At 40.0% G+C, this 15,423-nt stretch carries 18 protein-coding genes; all 18 read right to left on the minus strand.

Going from position 1 to position 15,423, the window contains the following annotated elements:
- Nucleotides 1–5 precede the first annotated feature (5 nt).
- Complete coding sequence (locus ESZ50_RS01900) at nucleotides 6–1,481, minus strand: BppU family phage baseplate upper protein (RefSeq protein ID WP_148621913.1); 1,476 nt, start codon at nucleotides 1,479–1,481, stop codon at nucleotides 6–8.
- A 1-nt stretch (nucleotide 1,482) separates the two neighbouring features.
- Complete coding sequence (locus ESZ50_RS01905; protein WP_222860783.1) at nucleotides 1,483–1,878, minus strand: hypothetical protein; 396 nt, start codon at nucleotides 1,876–1,878, stop codon at nucleotides 1,483–1,485.
- Nucleotides 1,835–2,068, minus strand: coding sequence for a hypothetical protein (locus ESZ50_RS01910; RefSeq protein ID WP_148621915.1), 234 nt, complete (start codon nucleotides 2,066–2,068; stop codon nucleotides 1,835–1,837). Before ESZ50_RS01910 ends, ESZ50_RS01905 begins: the two co-directional genes overlap by 44 nt.
- Nucleotides 2,069–2,071: 3 nt before the next feature.
- Nucleotides 2,072–3,148 (minus strand): phage tail protein, encoded by a 1,077-nt coding sequence (locus ESZ50_RS01915; RefSeq protein WP_148621916.1) that lies wholly within the window; start codon nucleotides 3,146–3,148, stop codon nucleotides 2,072–2,074.
- Nucleotides 3,149–3,976: a phage tail domain-containing protein gene (locus ESZ50_RS01920; protein WP_148621917.1), complete on the minus strand. Its 828-nt coding sequence runs from the start codon at nucleotides 3,974–3,976 to the stop codon at nucleotides 3,149–3,151.
- A gap of 15 nt (nucleotides 3,977–3,991) precedes the next feature.
- Nucleotides 3,992–8,632: a tape measure protein gene (locus ESZ50_RS01925; protein ID WP_246111493.1), complete on the minus strand. Its 4,641-nt coding sequence runs from the start codon at nucleotides 8,630–8,632 to the stop codon at nucleotides 3,992–3,994.
- Nucleotides 8,633–8,648: 16 nt separating this feature from the next.
- Nucleotides 8,649–8,786, minus strand: a complete 138-nt coding sequence (locus ESZ50_RS11585) for a hypothetical protein (protein WP_187387512.1) — start codon at nucleotides 8,784–8,786, stop codon at nucleotides 8,649–8,651.
- 50 nt (nucleotides 8,787–8,836) lie between these two features.
- Entirely contained in the window at nucleotides 8,837–9,205 is a 369-nt protein-coding gene (locus ESZ50_RS01930; protein ID WP_148621918.1) for a phage tail tube assembly chaperone, read from the minus strand.
- 95 nt (nucleotides 9,206–9,300) lie between these two features.
- Nucleotides 9,301–9,918 carry a phage tail protein gene (locus ESZ50_RS01935; protein WP_148621919.1) on the minus strand — a complete coding sequence of 206 codons (618 nt, stop codon included), beginning with the start codon at nucleotides 9,916–9,918 and terminating at the stop codon, nucleotides 9,301–9,303.
- 47 nt (nucleotides 9,919–9,965) lie between these two features.
- A complete protein-coding gene (locus ESZ50_RS01940; protein WP_148621920.1) occupies nucleotides 9,966–10,355 on the minus strand; it encodes a DUF806 family protein in 390 nt (129 codons plus the stop codon).
- Complete coding sequence (locus tag ESZ50_RS01945; protein WP_148621921.1) at nucleotides 10,355–10,837, minus strand: HK97 gp10 family phage protein; 483 nt, start codon at nucleotides 10,835–10,837, stop codon at nucleotides 10,355–10,357. Before ESZ50_RS01945 ends, ESZ50_RS01940 begins: the two co-directional genes overlap by 1 nt.
- Before the next feature lies 1 nt (nucleotide 10,838).
- Complete coding sequence (locus ESZ50_RS01950) at nucleotides 10,839–11,168, minus strand: phage head closure protein (protein ID WP_148621922.1); 330 nt, start codon at nucleotides 11,166–11,168, stop codon at nucleotides 10,839–10,841.
- Nucleotides 11,155–11,475, minus strand: coding sequence for a head-tail connector protein (locus tag ESZ50_RS01955; protein ID WP_148621923.1), 321 nt, complete (start codon nucleotides 11,473–11,475; stop codon nucleotides 11,155–11,157). Before ESZ50_RS01955 ends, ESZ50_RS01950 begins: the two co-directional genes overlap by 14 nt.
- A gap of 14 nt (nucleotides 11,476–11,489) precedes the next feature.
- On the minus strand, nucleotides 11,490–12,713 hold the full coding sequence (locus ESZ50_RS01960) for a phage major capsid protein (protein ID WP_148621924.1): 1,224 nt from the start codon (nucleotides 12,711–12,713) through the stop codon (nucleotides 11,490–11,492).
- 45 nt (nucleotides 12,714–12,758) lie between these two features.
- Nucleotides 12,759–13,325, minus strand: a complete 567-nt coding sequence (locus ESZ50_RS01965) for an HK97 family phage prohead protease (RefSeq protein ID WP_148621925.1) — start codon at nucleotides 13,323–13,325, stop codon at nucleotides 12,759–12,761.
- Nucleotides 13,326–14,408 carry a phage portal protein gene (locus tag ESZ50_RS01970; protein WP_148621926.1) on the minus strand — a complete coding sequence of 361 codons (1,083 nt, stop codon included), beginning with the start codon at nucleotides 14,406–14,408 and terminating at the stop codon, nucleotides 13,326–13,328.
- Nucleotides 14,405–14,569, minus strand: coding sequence for a hypothetical protein (locus tag ESZ50_RS11590; protein ID WP_187387518.1), 165 nt, complete (start codon nucleotides 14,567–14,569; stop codon nucleotides 14,405–14,407). The genes ESZ50_RS01970 and ESZ50_RS11590 overlap by 4 nt, the downstream gene beginning before the upstream one ends.
- Before the next feature lie 16 nt (nucleotides 14,570–14,585).
- Nucleotides 14,586–15,423: terminase TerL endonuclease subunit (locus tag ESZ50_RS01975; protein WP_246111494.1), on the minus strand; the 838-nt coding region annotated here is incomplete at its 5' end.

Raw genomic sequence — 15,423 nt, forward strand, 5'->3', positions numbered from 1 at the left:
CCTTTCTAGATATTTGGTATTCCTGCATTCCAAGTCATCGATGCCGGTTCAGCATAATAAGTCAACGCTACAGCATCTCCGTTATCTGCCTTACCCATTTGAGAATTACCCAACCATGATGAAACATTGATATCTGGGGCGTTAGTCGCGAGTTTAATGTGGGCGTGCCAATCCGCATGCTTATTAAACGTAAAATAAGTAAACGCAATTTGTCTCGTTTGAGTAGTACCGGGCAAATAGTTCGCTACATAAAATGCTGGTGATGGAATTTTGTCACCTACTGGCACCATTTCAATAATTTGGTTAACTCCATCTGTATTAAACGTTCCGCCGATATCCAGCAGTACAATATTGCCATGCCGATACCACCTAGCATTCAATCCATAGAACACTGTACTTTCAGCTGTAATCTCGTAGCTTTCAGGATTTGCAAGTTCCCATAACTCGCTTGCATCGGCTGAACTTGGGAAGCTCTTTCCCGTATTGTGGTCTTTCTTAGCAATAAACGTTGGATTCGTTAATTTTCCAGTGGCAAAATCCCCCATATCTCTAAAAGTGATCTTTTGGCCAGCTAGTACATTCATATTTGGTCGCCAATTACTTACGAACTCAACATCACGCCAACCTACAATTTTTCCATCACTAACGGCGGTAATCTTACGGCCACCAGCGTAATAGTCAGCAATGATTGTACCAGTTGTTGCTGAACTCCCTGTAATAACTTCGACTGTATACCAGCCTGCAAATGGCGCATTTGTTAATTGCTTATCCGCCACGAACCAACGGCCGGGGTATTTCAGCATATTCAAGGCTACATCGTCAAAACTTACAAAGGTAGCTGCACGAGTTTTAAAACTACCTTCAATCGGATTTAGATAAACATTTTCGCCGCTTAGAATGTTCTTCCCATTCAAAGTAACGACCTGCTTGTCCTCAATTTCTTTGGCCAATGAAGCTAGAGAAAGCTTTAGTGCGTCATAAGCACCTTGTTGTGCTGATAATGCAGTATCGAAACTTGAAAGCTTATCCTTAGAGTCTTGAATTAATTTTTCAATTGCATCAATATAATCGCTTGAAGGATTAGATGTGAAAATGATGTTGTTTCCAAGTACGTTAAACATAATCGGAATACTAGAAACCACCATTCCAGTTTCATCAGAAACGCTGATATAGCCTTCCTCAATATCTCCTGATGCTTGGTACATCTCAGCTGGAATAACCATAGAGAATTGACCTGCTTCGGCATTGATAACGTTATTAACCGTTGAAATCTCTTTAATCTTTCCCGAAGCGTCCTTTGCCGTTATCTTGATAGTTTTATTTGAAATGTTGAAAGGTAAATTACCATTCTTTAGCCAGATAAAGACTTCACGGCCATTGTCTCCTTGGCGACCATTCAACTGCTCAATCAAGGTAACGTCTGTCATATTTAACAGAGTATTAACAATGGCGAATTTACCTACTGTTTGTGCTGTTGCCATATTACTTCCTTTCCAATAATCCGCTTAGGATCATAATTTCATTCATTTTATTAATGGCATCTTCGATTTGCTTTAGCTGAGCTTCATATTCTCCACTAAGCTCTTCAATGCCAATCTTATTTGGCAACCAGAAATTTAATCCCGATGCCTTGTTGCCCTCGATATCCACCAAATGATACAAATTAAACGTACTAATCAATTGATTTAACTCATTTTTGAGTAATAAAATAGCGCTCCCGATATCTAGGAACGCTTGATCGTTATATTTTGTGGCTACCACTTCACTAATTGACGTTGGCATTTCATCAATCATCGCTAAATTGTAAAAGGCTTGATACATATCCAACGTAGAACTATTTAGCTTGCTGATTTTCTTCGCCATCTGATCCATTGTCATCAACTACCGGCACCCCCTTTAACACACCTTTATTATCAATAGCCAAAGCCCACTTATTACCGTCAGGACTAAGAATAATCAAAGTATCATTTTCATCAAACGGCTTTCCATTAATGCCTTTCCAATGACTCAACGCATAAGCTGGATTACCGTCATTATCTGGCACTTGAACGATGTTTTTTTTCGCCATATACTACTCCTCTACTGTTCCGACGACCCAACCACCAAAAGAATTATTATTATTTTGCTTTTCCTGAATATTCTTAATCATCTTCGCCTGAGACCTTTGACTATCCAGAAAGTTGGCTCGACTATTGTTCAGTTCAATTTGAACCGCAGTAGACACAAACGGAGTCTCTGTGATCGATACAACTTCCACTTTCGTTATAAAACCGGTATCTAATATTTGCACACTCCAAAGCTCTCCGGGTTTAACCTTTCGATTTTCCTCTGTAGTAACGGCGAATGAGATAGTTGGTTGTAAAACGAACGATTGTGCCACTAAAGAGCGCATCTGATTAACGTCCGTAATAGTATCACTTTCAACTCGAATACCTTCCCTGATACCCCAAGCATTAATAGAGTCCTGATCTTCCACATAAAACGGACTGAACGCTGGTGTTTCTGCAGTAGATACGGCCTGAATTCGATTCACAATGCTTTGACTGTCATACTGTAGCTGAATATCGCTAGTATCGTTCCGATAACGAAAAACATTCTTAGTATCAGTTGTGTAGTGTCCCTCGTCATACAGATGAACGATATGATTATCAGGTATCACAGCATAAACTCCAAAGGTATCTTTTAAGGTTGAAATTCCTTCCGAAACAGTTACGTTACCAAAATCAGTGAGCGTCTGATTAGCATTATAGTTACCGTGGATTCGGAAACTAAAACCTTGCACTCCATCAAACAAAAAAGACAACGCACCATTAAGGTTAAATGCAACGTCGCCCGCTTTGATATTTGACTGAACTCGTGATGATAGTTGGTAATAAACATGCGTGGCAGTAATCTGCATCGTGTGTTTGCCACCGTTAAAATCATCAACGATTTGCTTAATGATGTATTCTTGACCATCGTAAAATATACTATTCTCTGATGTTAATAAATTAAATGCCAAAGAACGATCATCATAGGCTGTAAACGCTAATTGATACTGCTCGTTTTTGCTCCAAACCCTTTGAAAGGTGTCCCATAAAATCGCCGATAATATTTGTTTATTCTGGCCATCGTGCGATTGAATGACAACCGTATTCTCAGCAAACATTTAAAAGTATAAAAACGGAAAACTAAAGGTTATATCAACATTACTTAGGCCAGTAATCTCAATGTTGTTATTTCCTTTGGCCAACTCAATATGCCCGAAATCAGTATCAACGTTTGTCGAGTTATTGAGATATGGAATCACCCCATTTAAGACAAATGTATCACCAGTATTTAAAGCTGAATTTACCGATATACTCGTGTTGTTTGTTGTATTTTTTATAGTAAAGTTGCTCCCTGAGCCCTTTATTGTAGTAATTAGATCATGATGTTGCCGATAGGGATCAATCACGACATCACTAGGATTAAAAATACTAAAGGAGTTTTGCTTACTATGATAATTAAGTGGCTTATCACTAGGAATGTTCATACCAAAATCTAGTTTGTCCAATTCATCGGGTAACTCATCAGAGCGCACCAATGATTGAGCCATACCACTTGGGTTAATGAACGTTAAATCCACCAAACTTTGCGAACTATTTTGTACCGGGACAATATCCACTGGATTTGCAATCACAAAATAGACCTTTCCCGGCTCGTGTGAGCTTCGTAATCTGATTATGCTCCGACTATAAAAGATACTTTGAAGCTCCGATCTAACCACCCTAAAATCAGCCATGTTCTTTGCAGAAATAAATAAGCTCATCGTGATAGTTGTTGCTCCAAAACTCACCGTCTGCAACCTTTGTCCATCACTTCCGGCTACAGTCAACCAATCGGAAGTAATCGCCGGAGCTGTGCTTTGTAAGTTCAGAAAGTGAACATTTGGCAACCTCGCAGTTAGATCAAACTCATCCTGACTATTCTGCATTACATAGATATGACCGTACATACCTTTCTCCTTTCATTAGATAGATTGGAACCCTTTCATAGAGCTATCCATAGCCATTTTGTTATATAAATCTGGCATTGATAGCCCCTTCCCCTTAGTCAAGGCTGTAAGTTGATCCTTATTGACTCCCAAAATCATGCCAACTAATCCGACTAATTGATTAACACTTGCTTGCAAACCTGAAATATCAGTATTGTTCGCTTTAGTCGATGACTGGTCGTTTCCGTTGACGTGATAGTTCGCCTCAGAAAGTAATTGGTTTGCTCGATTTTTCTTATCTGCAGACAACGGAATAATCATTTCTGGCATGTTCTTTTCGGCAACTTCATAGAAACCGTGTTGAGAAACTAACCCGCCGTACTCATATCCGTGTCCTTGGCCAAGAAATGAAAGATCACTGCCATAACGATTTTTAGCGTACTTCAATGCAGCCAACAGGTTATCATACCCATTGAAGATATCTCCATGACCGGGGAACTTATAGGCATTAAACGTTGCGGAAATCGTCTGCATAAGTCCTTTGGCCAGATCACCCGTGATGGTATTGATATCCGTATAACCGCCTTGAACAGCCTTTTCGTTACCACCGGACTCGGTAGCGATTTGACGCAAGACTTTATTAACCATATCTTCGCTTGTGCTTAGTCCGTTAGCTTTCAGAGCCTCGACAACTTGATCACGCCAACGATTTACGCCAGAGCCACTTGGAGCGCCTTTACCGCCTCCACCGTCATCGTCATGCTTCTTTTTCAACGACTCAAACATCTTCTTGATTGGATCAACGATACCGCCAACTAAACCATTTCCCATTGCTGGGGTGAATTTAGTTACTAATTCATTTTGATTACCAATCATGCCATTAATAGCTTTGTTCATCACTTTTCCAAGCGAATCCAGCGGATGCTTAATAAATTCCGTTAAACCTTCCCACTTATCCTTGAACCAATCTCCAACGGCGCCTAGCCAGTCATCAGTACCCTTTGCAAACTTAGGCATGGCATGAGCTGGAATAACAGTTTCGCCACCACTGAAATTAACCAGTCGGTTACGTCCTTCCAATACATGCGCTTCTCCAGAGTTATCGATGATAGCCTCTTGATAATTTGCACCGGGAGCATCATTGACCATCGCTAGTCCCTTTGGTGCACCCTTAGTACCATTTTCAAACTTTTTGATCTTATCAATCTTACCGATAGCATTTTCTTTACCACCGAACGTATGAATGATTGAATCAATTCCACCAATACCAGCGTTAATAATATCAATCACAACATTAAGGCCATCCTTAACGATATTCTTCATACCGTCCCATAACCCTTGCCATGTATCAGATACCTTTTTCTTGATGTCATTGAATATATCGCCAATCTTACCTGCAAAATCTTCAATGCCTTTCTTGATACTACCAATTTTCTTACCAAAGATAGACTCCAAAAAGTCCCAGAGGGAGTTCCAAACATCCTTTAAATCTTTACCCAGATTGCCCCACTTGCCAGTAAAGAAATCAGTAAAGACCTTCACACCTTTTTTCTCGGTATCGTAGTATTTACTGGATGATTTACCTAGCTGGTCAGTAGTGGCGCTCCATGCCTTTTTAGTAGAATTTCCAAAGTTATCCCAAGTCTTAGATGCTCCACTTGTAAACGAGCTCCAGCCCTTAGAAAAGCCTTTCCCAAATCCATCAAGTCCCTTTGTTACAGATTTCCATGTATCAGAGAAGCCCTTTGTAATGTTTTTACCGAAGTCCTTAACAGCTTTGGCTATTCCATTAACGAAATCGCGGAACTTTTTACTGTGCTTATACAAGGCCACAAAACCAGCGATTAACGCAGTGATAGCAATCAGGGCTATTCCAAATGGATTCGCCTTCATTGCTAAGTTCATAGCTTTCTGGGCAAGAGTTTGAGCCTTCATCGCAAGTGTCATTGCCTTTGATTTAATTGTGGCTGTTGCCTGAGCTAAACTAAATGCTTTGATTTTCGCAGTCAATGAAACAAAACCACTTGCTACTCCACTCGCACCTTTTTTAAGCAGTGCAAATGCTTTAGTTGCTCCAGTTGTTGCAACCTTAGCAGTAAAACTTAATGACTTTGCAACTGCTTTATCAGCTAACTTCGCTCCACTCTTTAGAAGAGAAAACGCCTTGGTTGCGCCCTTAGTTGCTATCGATGCAGTAAACTTTAAGCTTTTAACAATCGCCTTTCCGGATGCTTGTAAAGATTTTTTAAAAACAGAATACGTTTTTGAAGCGACATTAGTAGCAATTTTAGCCGTGAAGCTAAGTGTTTTAGTTATGCCATTTTTTGCTGTCGATGCAAGCTTTTGAAATACGTTTAAACTCTTTGTTGCACCTTTAGTTGCAACCGAAGCAACCGCACTTAATTTGCTCTTTACAAACGTTCCTGTTGATTGTGCACCCTTTTTCAGTACATCAAACGATTTAGTTGCACCTTTGGTTACAATTTTAGCCGTCTCGGAAGACTTAAACATCTTAGCTATTGCGGAACCAGTAGAAGACGCTCCCCTCTTTAGTAAACCAAAACTTTTAGTCGCTCCGGTTGTTGCAACTCTAGCCGTAGCGCTTAGAGCCTTCCCTAAGCCTCTGCCAGTTGCCGATCCTGCTTTTTTAAGCAAGCCCAGACTTTTACTTGCTCCAGTTGTAATGACTTTTGCTGTGGATGATAAAGCCCTACCGATGACCTTTCCAGTCCCGGTAGCAAACTTTCCGAATGCGGTTAAACTTTTTTGTCCAGTTGCGGTATCTACCTTAACAAAAATCTTTTTATACCTATCAAGCGTATTCATGACTCCAAGTGTACCTTTAAGAGCAATCGTCATACCTAGATACGCTTCTGCTATCGCTTTAACTTCTTTCGGATGTTTTGAAGCAAAATCTCCAACTTTTTCAAGAAACGGTAAAGCAACTTTCAAAGTATCGCCGATTAATTTAAATCCAGCTCCACCAATATCCTTTACCATTTTGAAAAAGTTTTCGATATCCTTCGAATGCGTTGCCACAAAATTACCAAGCTTTTCAATTTGATCTGCCGTACTGTTGGCTATATCTGCGATTGGATTCTTTGTACCTTTGAAAGTCTTACTGAACGCATCAACTACAGCATTTACTGCCTTATTAGCTGAGTCTCCAACGTGATTAAAAGCATTTTCTACTTCCTCACCGTCCAATGACTTAGACATGTTCTTCAAAAAGTCATTATTGGACTGAAAGAAACCGCTTGTTATCTTACCAGATAAGCTTTTATACTTCTCTTCTAAATGGCTACTGAATCCATCAAGGGTTGTATAGTAGTTATCCAACCCATGAGGTTTAGCATCTGACATGGTTTGAATAGCCTTTGACAGATCAGCCATAGATAACTTCCCATCAGAAGCTAACTTGTTGATCTCATCTCGACTCTTTCCCATGCTTGTTGCCAATGCTGAATTAAATCCCGGCAAAGACTTTTCCATCTTGGTTAATGATCCCGTTGTAATTTCACCAGAAGCATTTACCTGTGAAAACTTTTTAATAATCCCCTGCAAAGACTCATCAGATTGTCCAGTAGCTCGACCTAAATTAACAAACGCATCAGAAAGTTCTTTAGCACCATCAGCACTTTTGGTTAGTCCGTACGTCTTTTTAGTCAACAGTGAAACAGTATCAGTTGCATAACCCGATTCTTCCTTCAATGACTTAACATTTCCGATCAGAGCCTTGCTTAACTTGTCATCGCCGTTTGTAAAGTTGTCCATCGATACAGAAAGCGACTGCATCTCCTTGTTGTATTCAACACCAGCCTGCAATGCTCCAGTGAATTTACTCTTAATGTCGCTCAGTGCACTAGTAATCCCATTTGCAACAAGATTACCCATAAGAACGCTTTTAAAGCGACTATGTGTGCTAGAAAGTACGTCATTCAGATTTTCAAGTTGTGATTTGGCTTTACTAATCCCACTAACATCCGGCTTTATATCAGTACGATTTAAAGTTTTGATTTTATTAGTGGTTTCAGCAATCTTTGCCCCGGTCTGCTCGACTCGCAACTCTTGTTGCTTATAAGCCTTTGAGTTTTTATCTCCAGAGTCGCCTAACTTTTCGAGTTCGTTTTTCTGAATCTCCAAAATTTTAGTGTACTTATCTTGAACTGATGAAAGTCCATCAATCTTAGCTTTATTAGCCTCTTCGGTTTTACCCTCAGCTTCTAACTTTTTCACACGGGCATCAGTTAAATCATTCGAGTGCTTAACCTCTTCGTTAAGTTTGGCCAATCCGCTCTCTTGGTATTCATAAGCTTTGCGAGCTTTTTCAGTTTGGGTATTTAAGGACGCAAGTTTACTCTCCGCCTGCGTTATTTGAGTAGCGTACTTTTGATAAGTTTGCTCCCCAGTCTCAGTATTCCGATTGACTTCCGACTGCTCTTGTTTCAATTTAGACAAGACCTGCTCTTGTTTTGAAACTGTGTCGCTAAGCCCTTCAAATCGAGCTTTAGTTGCGCCTACTGTATCACCAGATTGCTTGGCTTGTGACTCCATTTGCTTCCACTGATTAGTTGAGTCCTGAACTGCGGACTTCAACTTACCAAGTGACTCAACGGCACTATTAACATTCAATCCAACGCCCGTGGCCATTAATCCGGCTACTTTTTCTTCTGCCATATATTCCTCCTTTCCTCTAGTTTAATGACGCCCATTGTTTAGCCATCTCTTCCGGTGAAACCATACGATCATCTTTATTTGCTGATAGGACTTCGATAAGCTCGGCATAGTCCTGTTCATCTACGGTATTCAAATCCCAATGCAAGTTTTCCATCGCATCCTTTTCGAACAACTTTATTTCAAGCAATAAATTATGAAACCTAATTACTTGCTCGGCTGGGCTTGGTCTAAACCCTCATCCTCTTCATCTTCTTTTCGAGACTCTTCAATCTCTTTGTCTGTCATGCCCGTTACACGTAGAGAAATGTAAATTGAAATATCAACTACTTCGTCAAACTCCAAATCCTCCAACTTGCCCTTTTCTTTTTCGGTCAATCCGAGCATGTCAACCGTATAGTCAACGACTGTATCTTGTAATTCTAATTGGCGTCGTATCGTGGATGCACCATCGTCGTCTACAACATCTTGAATAGTGGCCATTGCCAATTGCATACGATAGGTTTTCTTCAAATTCTTTGTGCTCTTCTTAACCTCAAATGGCTTTGTACGTAGTTGCTTAACAACAATATTCATAATTGATTCCTTTCATGATTGCGAGTTATGTAAAAATGGGCTTTTCACCCCATTTGAGCCATTATTGTCTTGGCTGTAAGACTTCCGCATTAACCTTAGTTTCCGCTTCCACTGGGCGTAGTAGTCGCCTCAGCGTAACCTCCAAATACATCAGCCATCATGGCTGCTTTATCGAACTTATCAGCACCAGAGAAGTAAACCTTCATTGCTTCGTTATTCCATGCCTCAACACCAAATGATGTAAATGTAAGTGCATCATCGACACGTACTTCGTTGTTAGTATCGGTTTGTACATTGGCTGCCGTCTCTTGGATTTCTCCATTTGCCAAACCGTAATAAATTGAGTTCTTACGATCCAATGTTTGCGACTCAATCAACAAAGCTACTTGTGGTCGATCTCCTTGCAAATATCCGCCCTTACCATCGCTCAAACGACCCAAGAGCTTTTGCTTAATCTCGAATGGTAGATTATTAAAATCAAGCGCAACTGATGGTTCACCCTTTGCTTGTGTTTGATCTACCTTAGTGTTGTTTCCATAGATAGCTGTACCATTCGTTGAGATGTTAGTGATGTTAGCTGTCTTAGTACCAAGCATTGCTGTTGTAACTGCAAATACTCCTGTTTCTGAAAGGCCTTCCGTTCCAACGATAAGCTTTCCAGTTGTCTTATCAATAAGTCCTAGACTTACAAGATTTAATCCTACTTGTGCCATTAATAAAATCCTTTCCAAAATAAAAAGGACTGACTGTCTGCCAATCCTCAGAGTGTTATATTCTTTGATACTGTGATGTTTTTGATTGTTTGATGCATATCACTAGATGAGCTGGTATCTAAATAGTGTGGTTGCGAATTAGATATGCGCCATCCATCTTGCTCGAATGTCTTCATCAAATTAACCTCAAACATCGTCATATTTTCGTCAAAATCCAAACTATAAAAAATTTGAATATCAACAGCGATATCTAAACTTGTAAATGTTTCATTTCCCCAACCGCTAGGCTCGTTCCTTGCTTCTTTCAGCAATGCCTGCGTCTTGGAAAGGTCATCATTTTTCAATATTTCCGCCGGGATTTCATCTAGATAGACATCATCAATCGGAAATTTACCGTTTAATATCGTTTGTTGTGCCAATACTACAGGTCTATCCATTAATTGCCTCCTCTATCCTTAATGATTTGCCCGTATGCTTTTGCTTCCGCCTCTAACATCTTCTGCTGAACGGCTGGAGACTCGCGAACATCCCTGACAAAATGATCACCAACAACATTTACTTCTCCGCCGTGTTTGTATTTACGGCCATTTTTAGTGTACATAGGGAACTTAGTACCGTTCTCAATAAAGTTTCCTACATAAGCTTTCTTTTTATCCCATCCAACAACGGACGAGCCATTTTTCATACCATCAATATTAGTATTTTGGACTATCACACTGTCGGCAAGATGCGGATTTTTACCGGTTTTTCTTTCTTGATAGTGCTTATCCTTGGTCACTGCCTCCAATTCCGACTTAAACACCTCGGCGCCGGCTTTAGTAATCCTAGCTTTATCCTCAACACTCATATTTACAGTTACATCCTCAGCTTCTTTTACAAAAGCATTCAAGATATCTTCAAAGCTCATCTCTTCGGCCATATCAGCCACCAGCTCGCTTTATAGTCACATAGTCATAACTAATAATTTGATTTGTGTCGTCAGATGAAATATTAACTATGTCATATTGCTCTCCGTCAATTTTAACCAACATAGTTTCATTCAAATTTTTATTATGTTTAACAATTATCTCTCTTGTATCTGCTTGCTCCGTGCCTTGCAACTGTAATTGTAAAGCAATCGATCGAGTTTTAGGCGCAAACCATAATGAGAATACAGGAACGAACTTCTTAGATGTCGAACCAGTATTATTGTTCTTAACTGTCTCAATCTTTCCGAACTCTGCCTTGTGATTAAAATCAGATGGTTTCATCTTGACCTCCTAACACTTTGGCCCGTAATTGGTTCAGCATAATTTGAACTCCAGCACTATAACCAGTAGTTAGAGTCCTGTCGTAATACATTTGTGTTGCCAGTGCGGATATGAGCCTATTAAACAAATCACCCGCTGTTTTAAGGACATCTTCTTCGCTTAAATCATCCCGGATTGATCCCCGGATAATAACACTGGCGTCATTAATCAAAGATTGTATTGTTAGCAATTCTTCCGGGCTCTCGTCCACGTGGAGTTCATCCATTAAAGTCTTAGCAGTCAACACGTTTATTTGTCCCTCGGCCATAATTCACTCCCGTATTACTTAGTAGTTGTTGCTGGAGCGTAAGTCAAGAACTTGCCAGCGTTTGCGTCTGCTACTTGCCAATCCGCACGCAAAGCAACTGCTAACTTCTTTCCGAAGATATCATCATCTTGCCATTCAACAGAAACGTCAGACCGCAAAGCTTCAATTGCGAATGCTTTAACATCACCAACGAATGCTGACATATCTCCTGCCTTTCCAAGGACATCGTCAGCAACCACCAAAACAGGCGCGCCTAATAATTGCTTCCCTGATGCTGATGAAATAGAATCTTGCAACAAATAACGGCCATCAGCATCCTTCATCTTATCGATTTCCGCATACAAAGATTCAGTAATGACAAACATCTTCGTGTAATTAGCTAAGCCCTTATTGAACGCATCCTTAATATCGTCAACGCCAGCCACCTTAACTGCGGTAGCTTTTTGCAAAACTTCTCCGATCTTGTATTGTTCCGTCAAAGACTTAGCTTCTGCAACATAGGTTGAAATAACAGATCCAATCTCTGGGGCGTCTTGCAACATTTCCATTGATACTGGCACAACCCCACGATAAGTTACGGCCTTATAATCCACTTCGCCAAGATTAAATTTAGCGATTTCAGGATTTTCAGCAAGCTCAGCAGTTGAAGCGAGTCGTGCTGTATTTTTTGCCAAAATTGGCAAAACACCAACTCCGGACGCAACGGCAACTCGGTTCACATAAGCTGACAACGTTGTCTCGTCAGTGGGCACCTTTTGAATATCCAAGATTTGCTTTGGAATAACTACTGCCCCATCGACTGTAGTAACACCATCACGCACTTCTTCGCCCTTCAAGTATGCCAAAAATGCGGTAACTTCCTTTGATTTTGCAACGGTTGACTTCATATTCTTTCCTCCCAATAGACCTGATCGAGTCTCTTCCTTCTTAGTTGTAACTTCTTCCTTCTTAACGCCTGCATCATCAGCACTATTAAGCTCCTCGTCATCATTACGAGTCTCTTCGTCATCTGATTCAGTTTCGGAATCCGGCAAATCCTTAGCACCTTGCAAGGTAGCGATTTGAGCTTTCAAATCTGCGATTTCTTGCTCGAACTTCTTAATTTGATCCATTCCATCTTTGACATCAGAAACTGGTGTATTCTCATCATCTGCAGACGAACGCACTTGCTCGACCTTTGTATTAAATTCGGTTTGCTTCTCGGCGAGTTGCTTAGTTAATTTTTCTAATCGATTCATTTGGTTTTTCCTTTCCAATAAAAAAGACTTGGCAAATTATCCAAGTCAGTAAGTAGATAGCACTAATGCAATCTTTTGTTTGTATTCCTGCGATTTAGTAAATTGTTCAAAACTTCTAGTGATTTCAATATTCGTGTCATCGTAAGCAGGAACCGAAACTATACTGATTTCTCTCATAGTTTCGATATTACTGATTAACCGTGTTGCCACGCCATCAACCTCTTTCCATTGCTCTCCATTAGGCCCAATAGAATACCGGAACGACAATCCTTTAAGATTACCGTTTTTAATTTGGGTATACACATCCCGTCCTAACTGAGTATCTGGAATATCCAAAGTAAATGCCAACCCTTTTTTATCAATGTTCAATACTAGAGTCCCGGCATCTACTCGGCCAAGAACGTTAGCAAAATCATGATTATAAAGAGCTAATGTCTTGCTTAGATCAACATCATTTAACGCGCCATCTTGAATGATTTCAACAAACGGCAAATTTGTACTAGGCGTGTCCCAAACAATTGCATATCCTGCAACTTGGCCAACAAATCCATCGGCTGGGGCACTACGAATTTCAATATCCGTCAACTCAACTGTTCTTTTTTCATCAGACAATTAAATCAATTTCCTTTCTATCAATCTACTTCGTGCATCTTCTGGGGTCAAAACTGCCTTATCAACAAAATCAATCATGTTCTGCTTATAAGTCGCTCCAGAATAATCAACAATATTCATCATATCTAGTTCAACACCACCCCCTAACTTGTAATTTAGCTCAGAAAGTAATGGCTCAATGTACCTATTCAAACCGTTCACATACATTTGAGTAGCCATTTCTAGCGATGATTGTGCATCACCCGTTCCATTAAGGTATGAATCTGGTACACCAAATGCTTTACTGATTTGAGTACGTCCCCAATCGACAGATGATAGGAACTTGGCTATATCGGCGTTAATTGAAATCATAGATAAATCAGCAGATTGATCCATCACCAAAGGACGGCCTGCATTTTTACCTGAGTTCATTTTTTCATACCCTACACGAACCGCTTCCTTTGCTTCCTCGGTCAAAGTTCCTTGCGGAATAGTAATCTTAACAGTAGGGTTTATAGCATTTTTCAAAGTAGATAAGGATAAACGGCTCGCCTGTTTTTGTTGCCCCAATTCAGCTGATAATGATTCAAGTGGCGAATGTCCTATGATATTGTGCAAACTATCCGAGCCATACGCCATGTATTTTGCATGAATAATATCGCTAGCCGGGAACTTGCCTCCCTCATAATCATCAAATCGATTGATTTCATACGTCAAAACATCCTGAGTCAAATCGATTGTTACTGCTGTATTAGGCACAAGCTGTAAATCAACTGGGTTTCCATCCGCATCCCTATTAATAAATAGAAAAGCGTTACCGCTTAAAAGTAGATTGAGTAATGTTGTTTGCCAGAAACTAAATGAATTAGTCATTCGACTTGGCCTATTCAGCAATTTAATAAATGGAGATGATCCGACAAACTTTGTCCCAGCAATATCAGAACTTATCAAACTAGTAACTGAAAACAAATCGCTATTTTGTAAAGCTAGTTCTGCGCCCACGAGAGAGTTAGGAACTACCGATCCACTAGTAACAATGTACGAAGATACACTAGTTGCACTAATTGATGATCTGACGTTTTCAAATGGATTTTTGAAACTCATTCTTTTTCACCCTTTGGGACAACTAGAAACGAATAGAATGACAGTAATATACCAAATACGATAAACCCGGCTGGAATTGTCATCCAGAACGCTCCAATTGAAATAAACAAAAAGCCAATAAATAACATAATAGCCGGTAGATATGGAATAATATTTTTCATTAGTTATCCTCCTTTCTTAAAATCCAAAACTTTTAGTAAAGTAATCGCTAATTTCATCATCCGACATATTGCCAAATGGCGAGTTTGTAGCTTTTTCTTCTACGTTGGTAAAGTCGGTAAAGTAGAACTGGCCTTCAAACAGTGCATTAATGACGGCATCAACAATGTCGATCTTCTGAGAATTAACGTTTTTATCGACCTTGATACCGTTGTTATCCGAAACAACCACAGCATTAACTAATGCTTGTTGCATCGCTTGGTCATCAAACATTGTAATGTTTCGCTTAATAAATGATGTTTGCAGGAATTTAGTAGGCTCATTCAATGATTTAATCCCCTGTCGTACCGGGATAATCAAATACTCCTCTTTAATTTCATCCAAGCGTCGGATAAAGTTACCTGTGCCCCATTGATCGTAAAGCACTCCCTTAACGTGAAGCTCGTTCTCTTCGATGAACTGGAGCATCCAATTAAATACCTCATCTTCATCAATCAGACCAAAGCGATCACGGGTAACCGTTGCAAAGCCTTTCTGTTCAACGTCACGATAATTAACGTTGTCCCGTTGTTCTTTAGCTTCAATCGAACCGGCCTTAGCAATTGGAATCCACGAATGCTGATACAAGTGGAACCTTTGTGATCCGTCAGTGTCAACATAAGGGAATACAAATGCTAGTGCGGTATCATCATTGGTCTGTGAGAAATCAAAGCCAATGTAGACGTCTCTACCAAATATTTTAAAGTCGTCCGTCTTTACAATTGATTTCTGAATCATATCAAGAGGCAAGAAAGCATTATCCTTTGCGTTTTGCCACATGTTCATATTCTTAACGATGAACTCCGAAAGTTTACCT

The organism is Weissella muntiaci, from assembly GCF_008107635.1.
GTDB lineage: Bacteria > Bacillota > Bacilli > Lactobacillales > Lactobacillaceae > Weissella > Weissella muntiaci.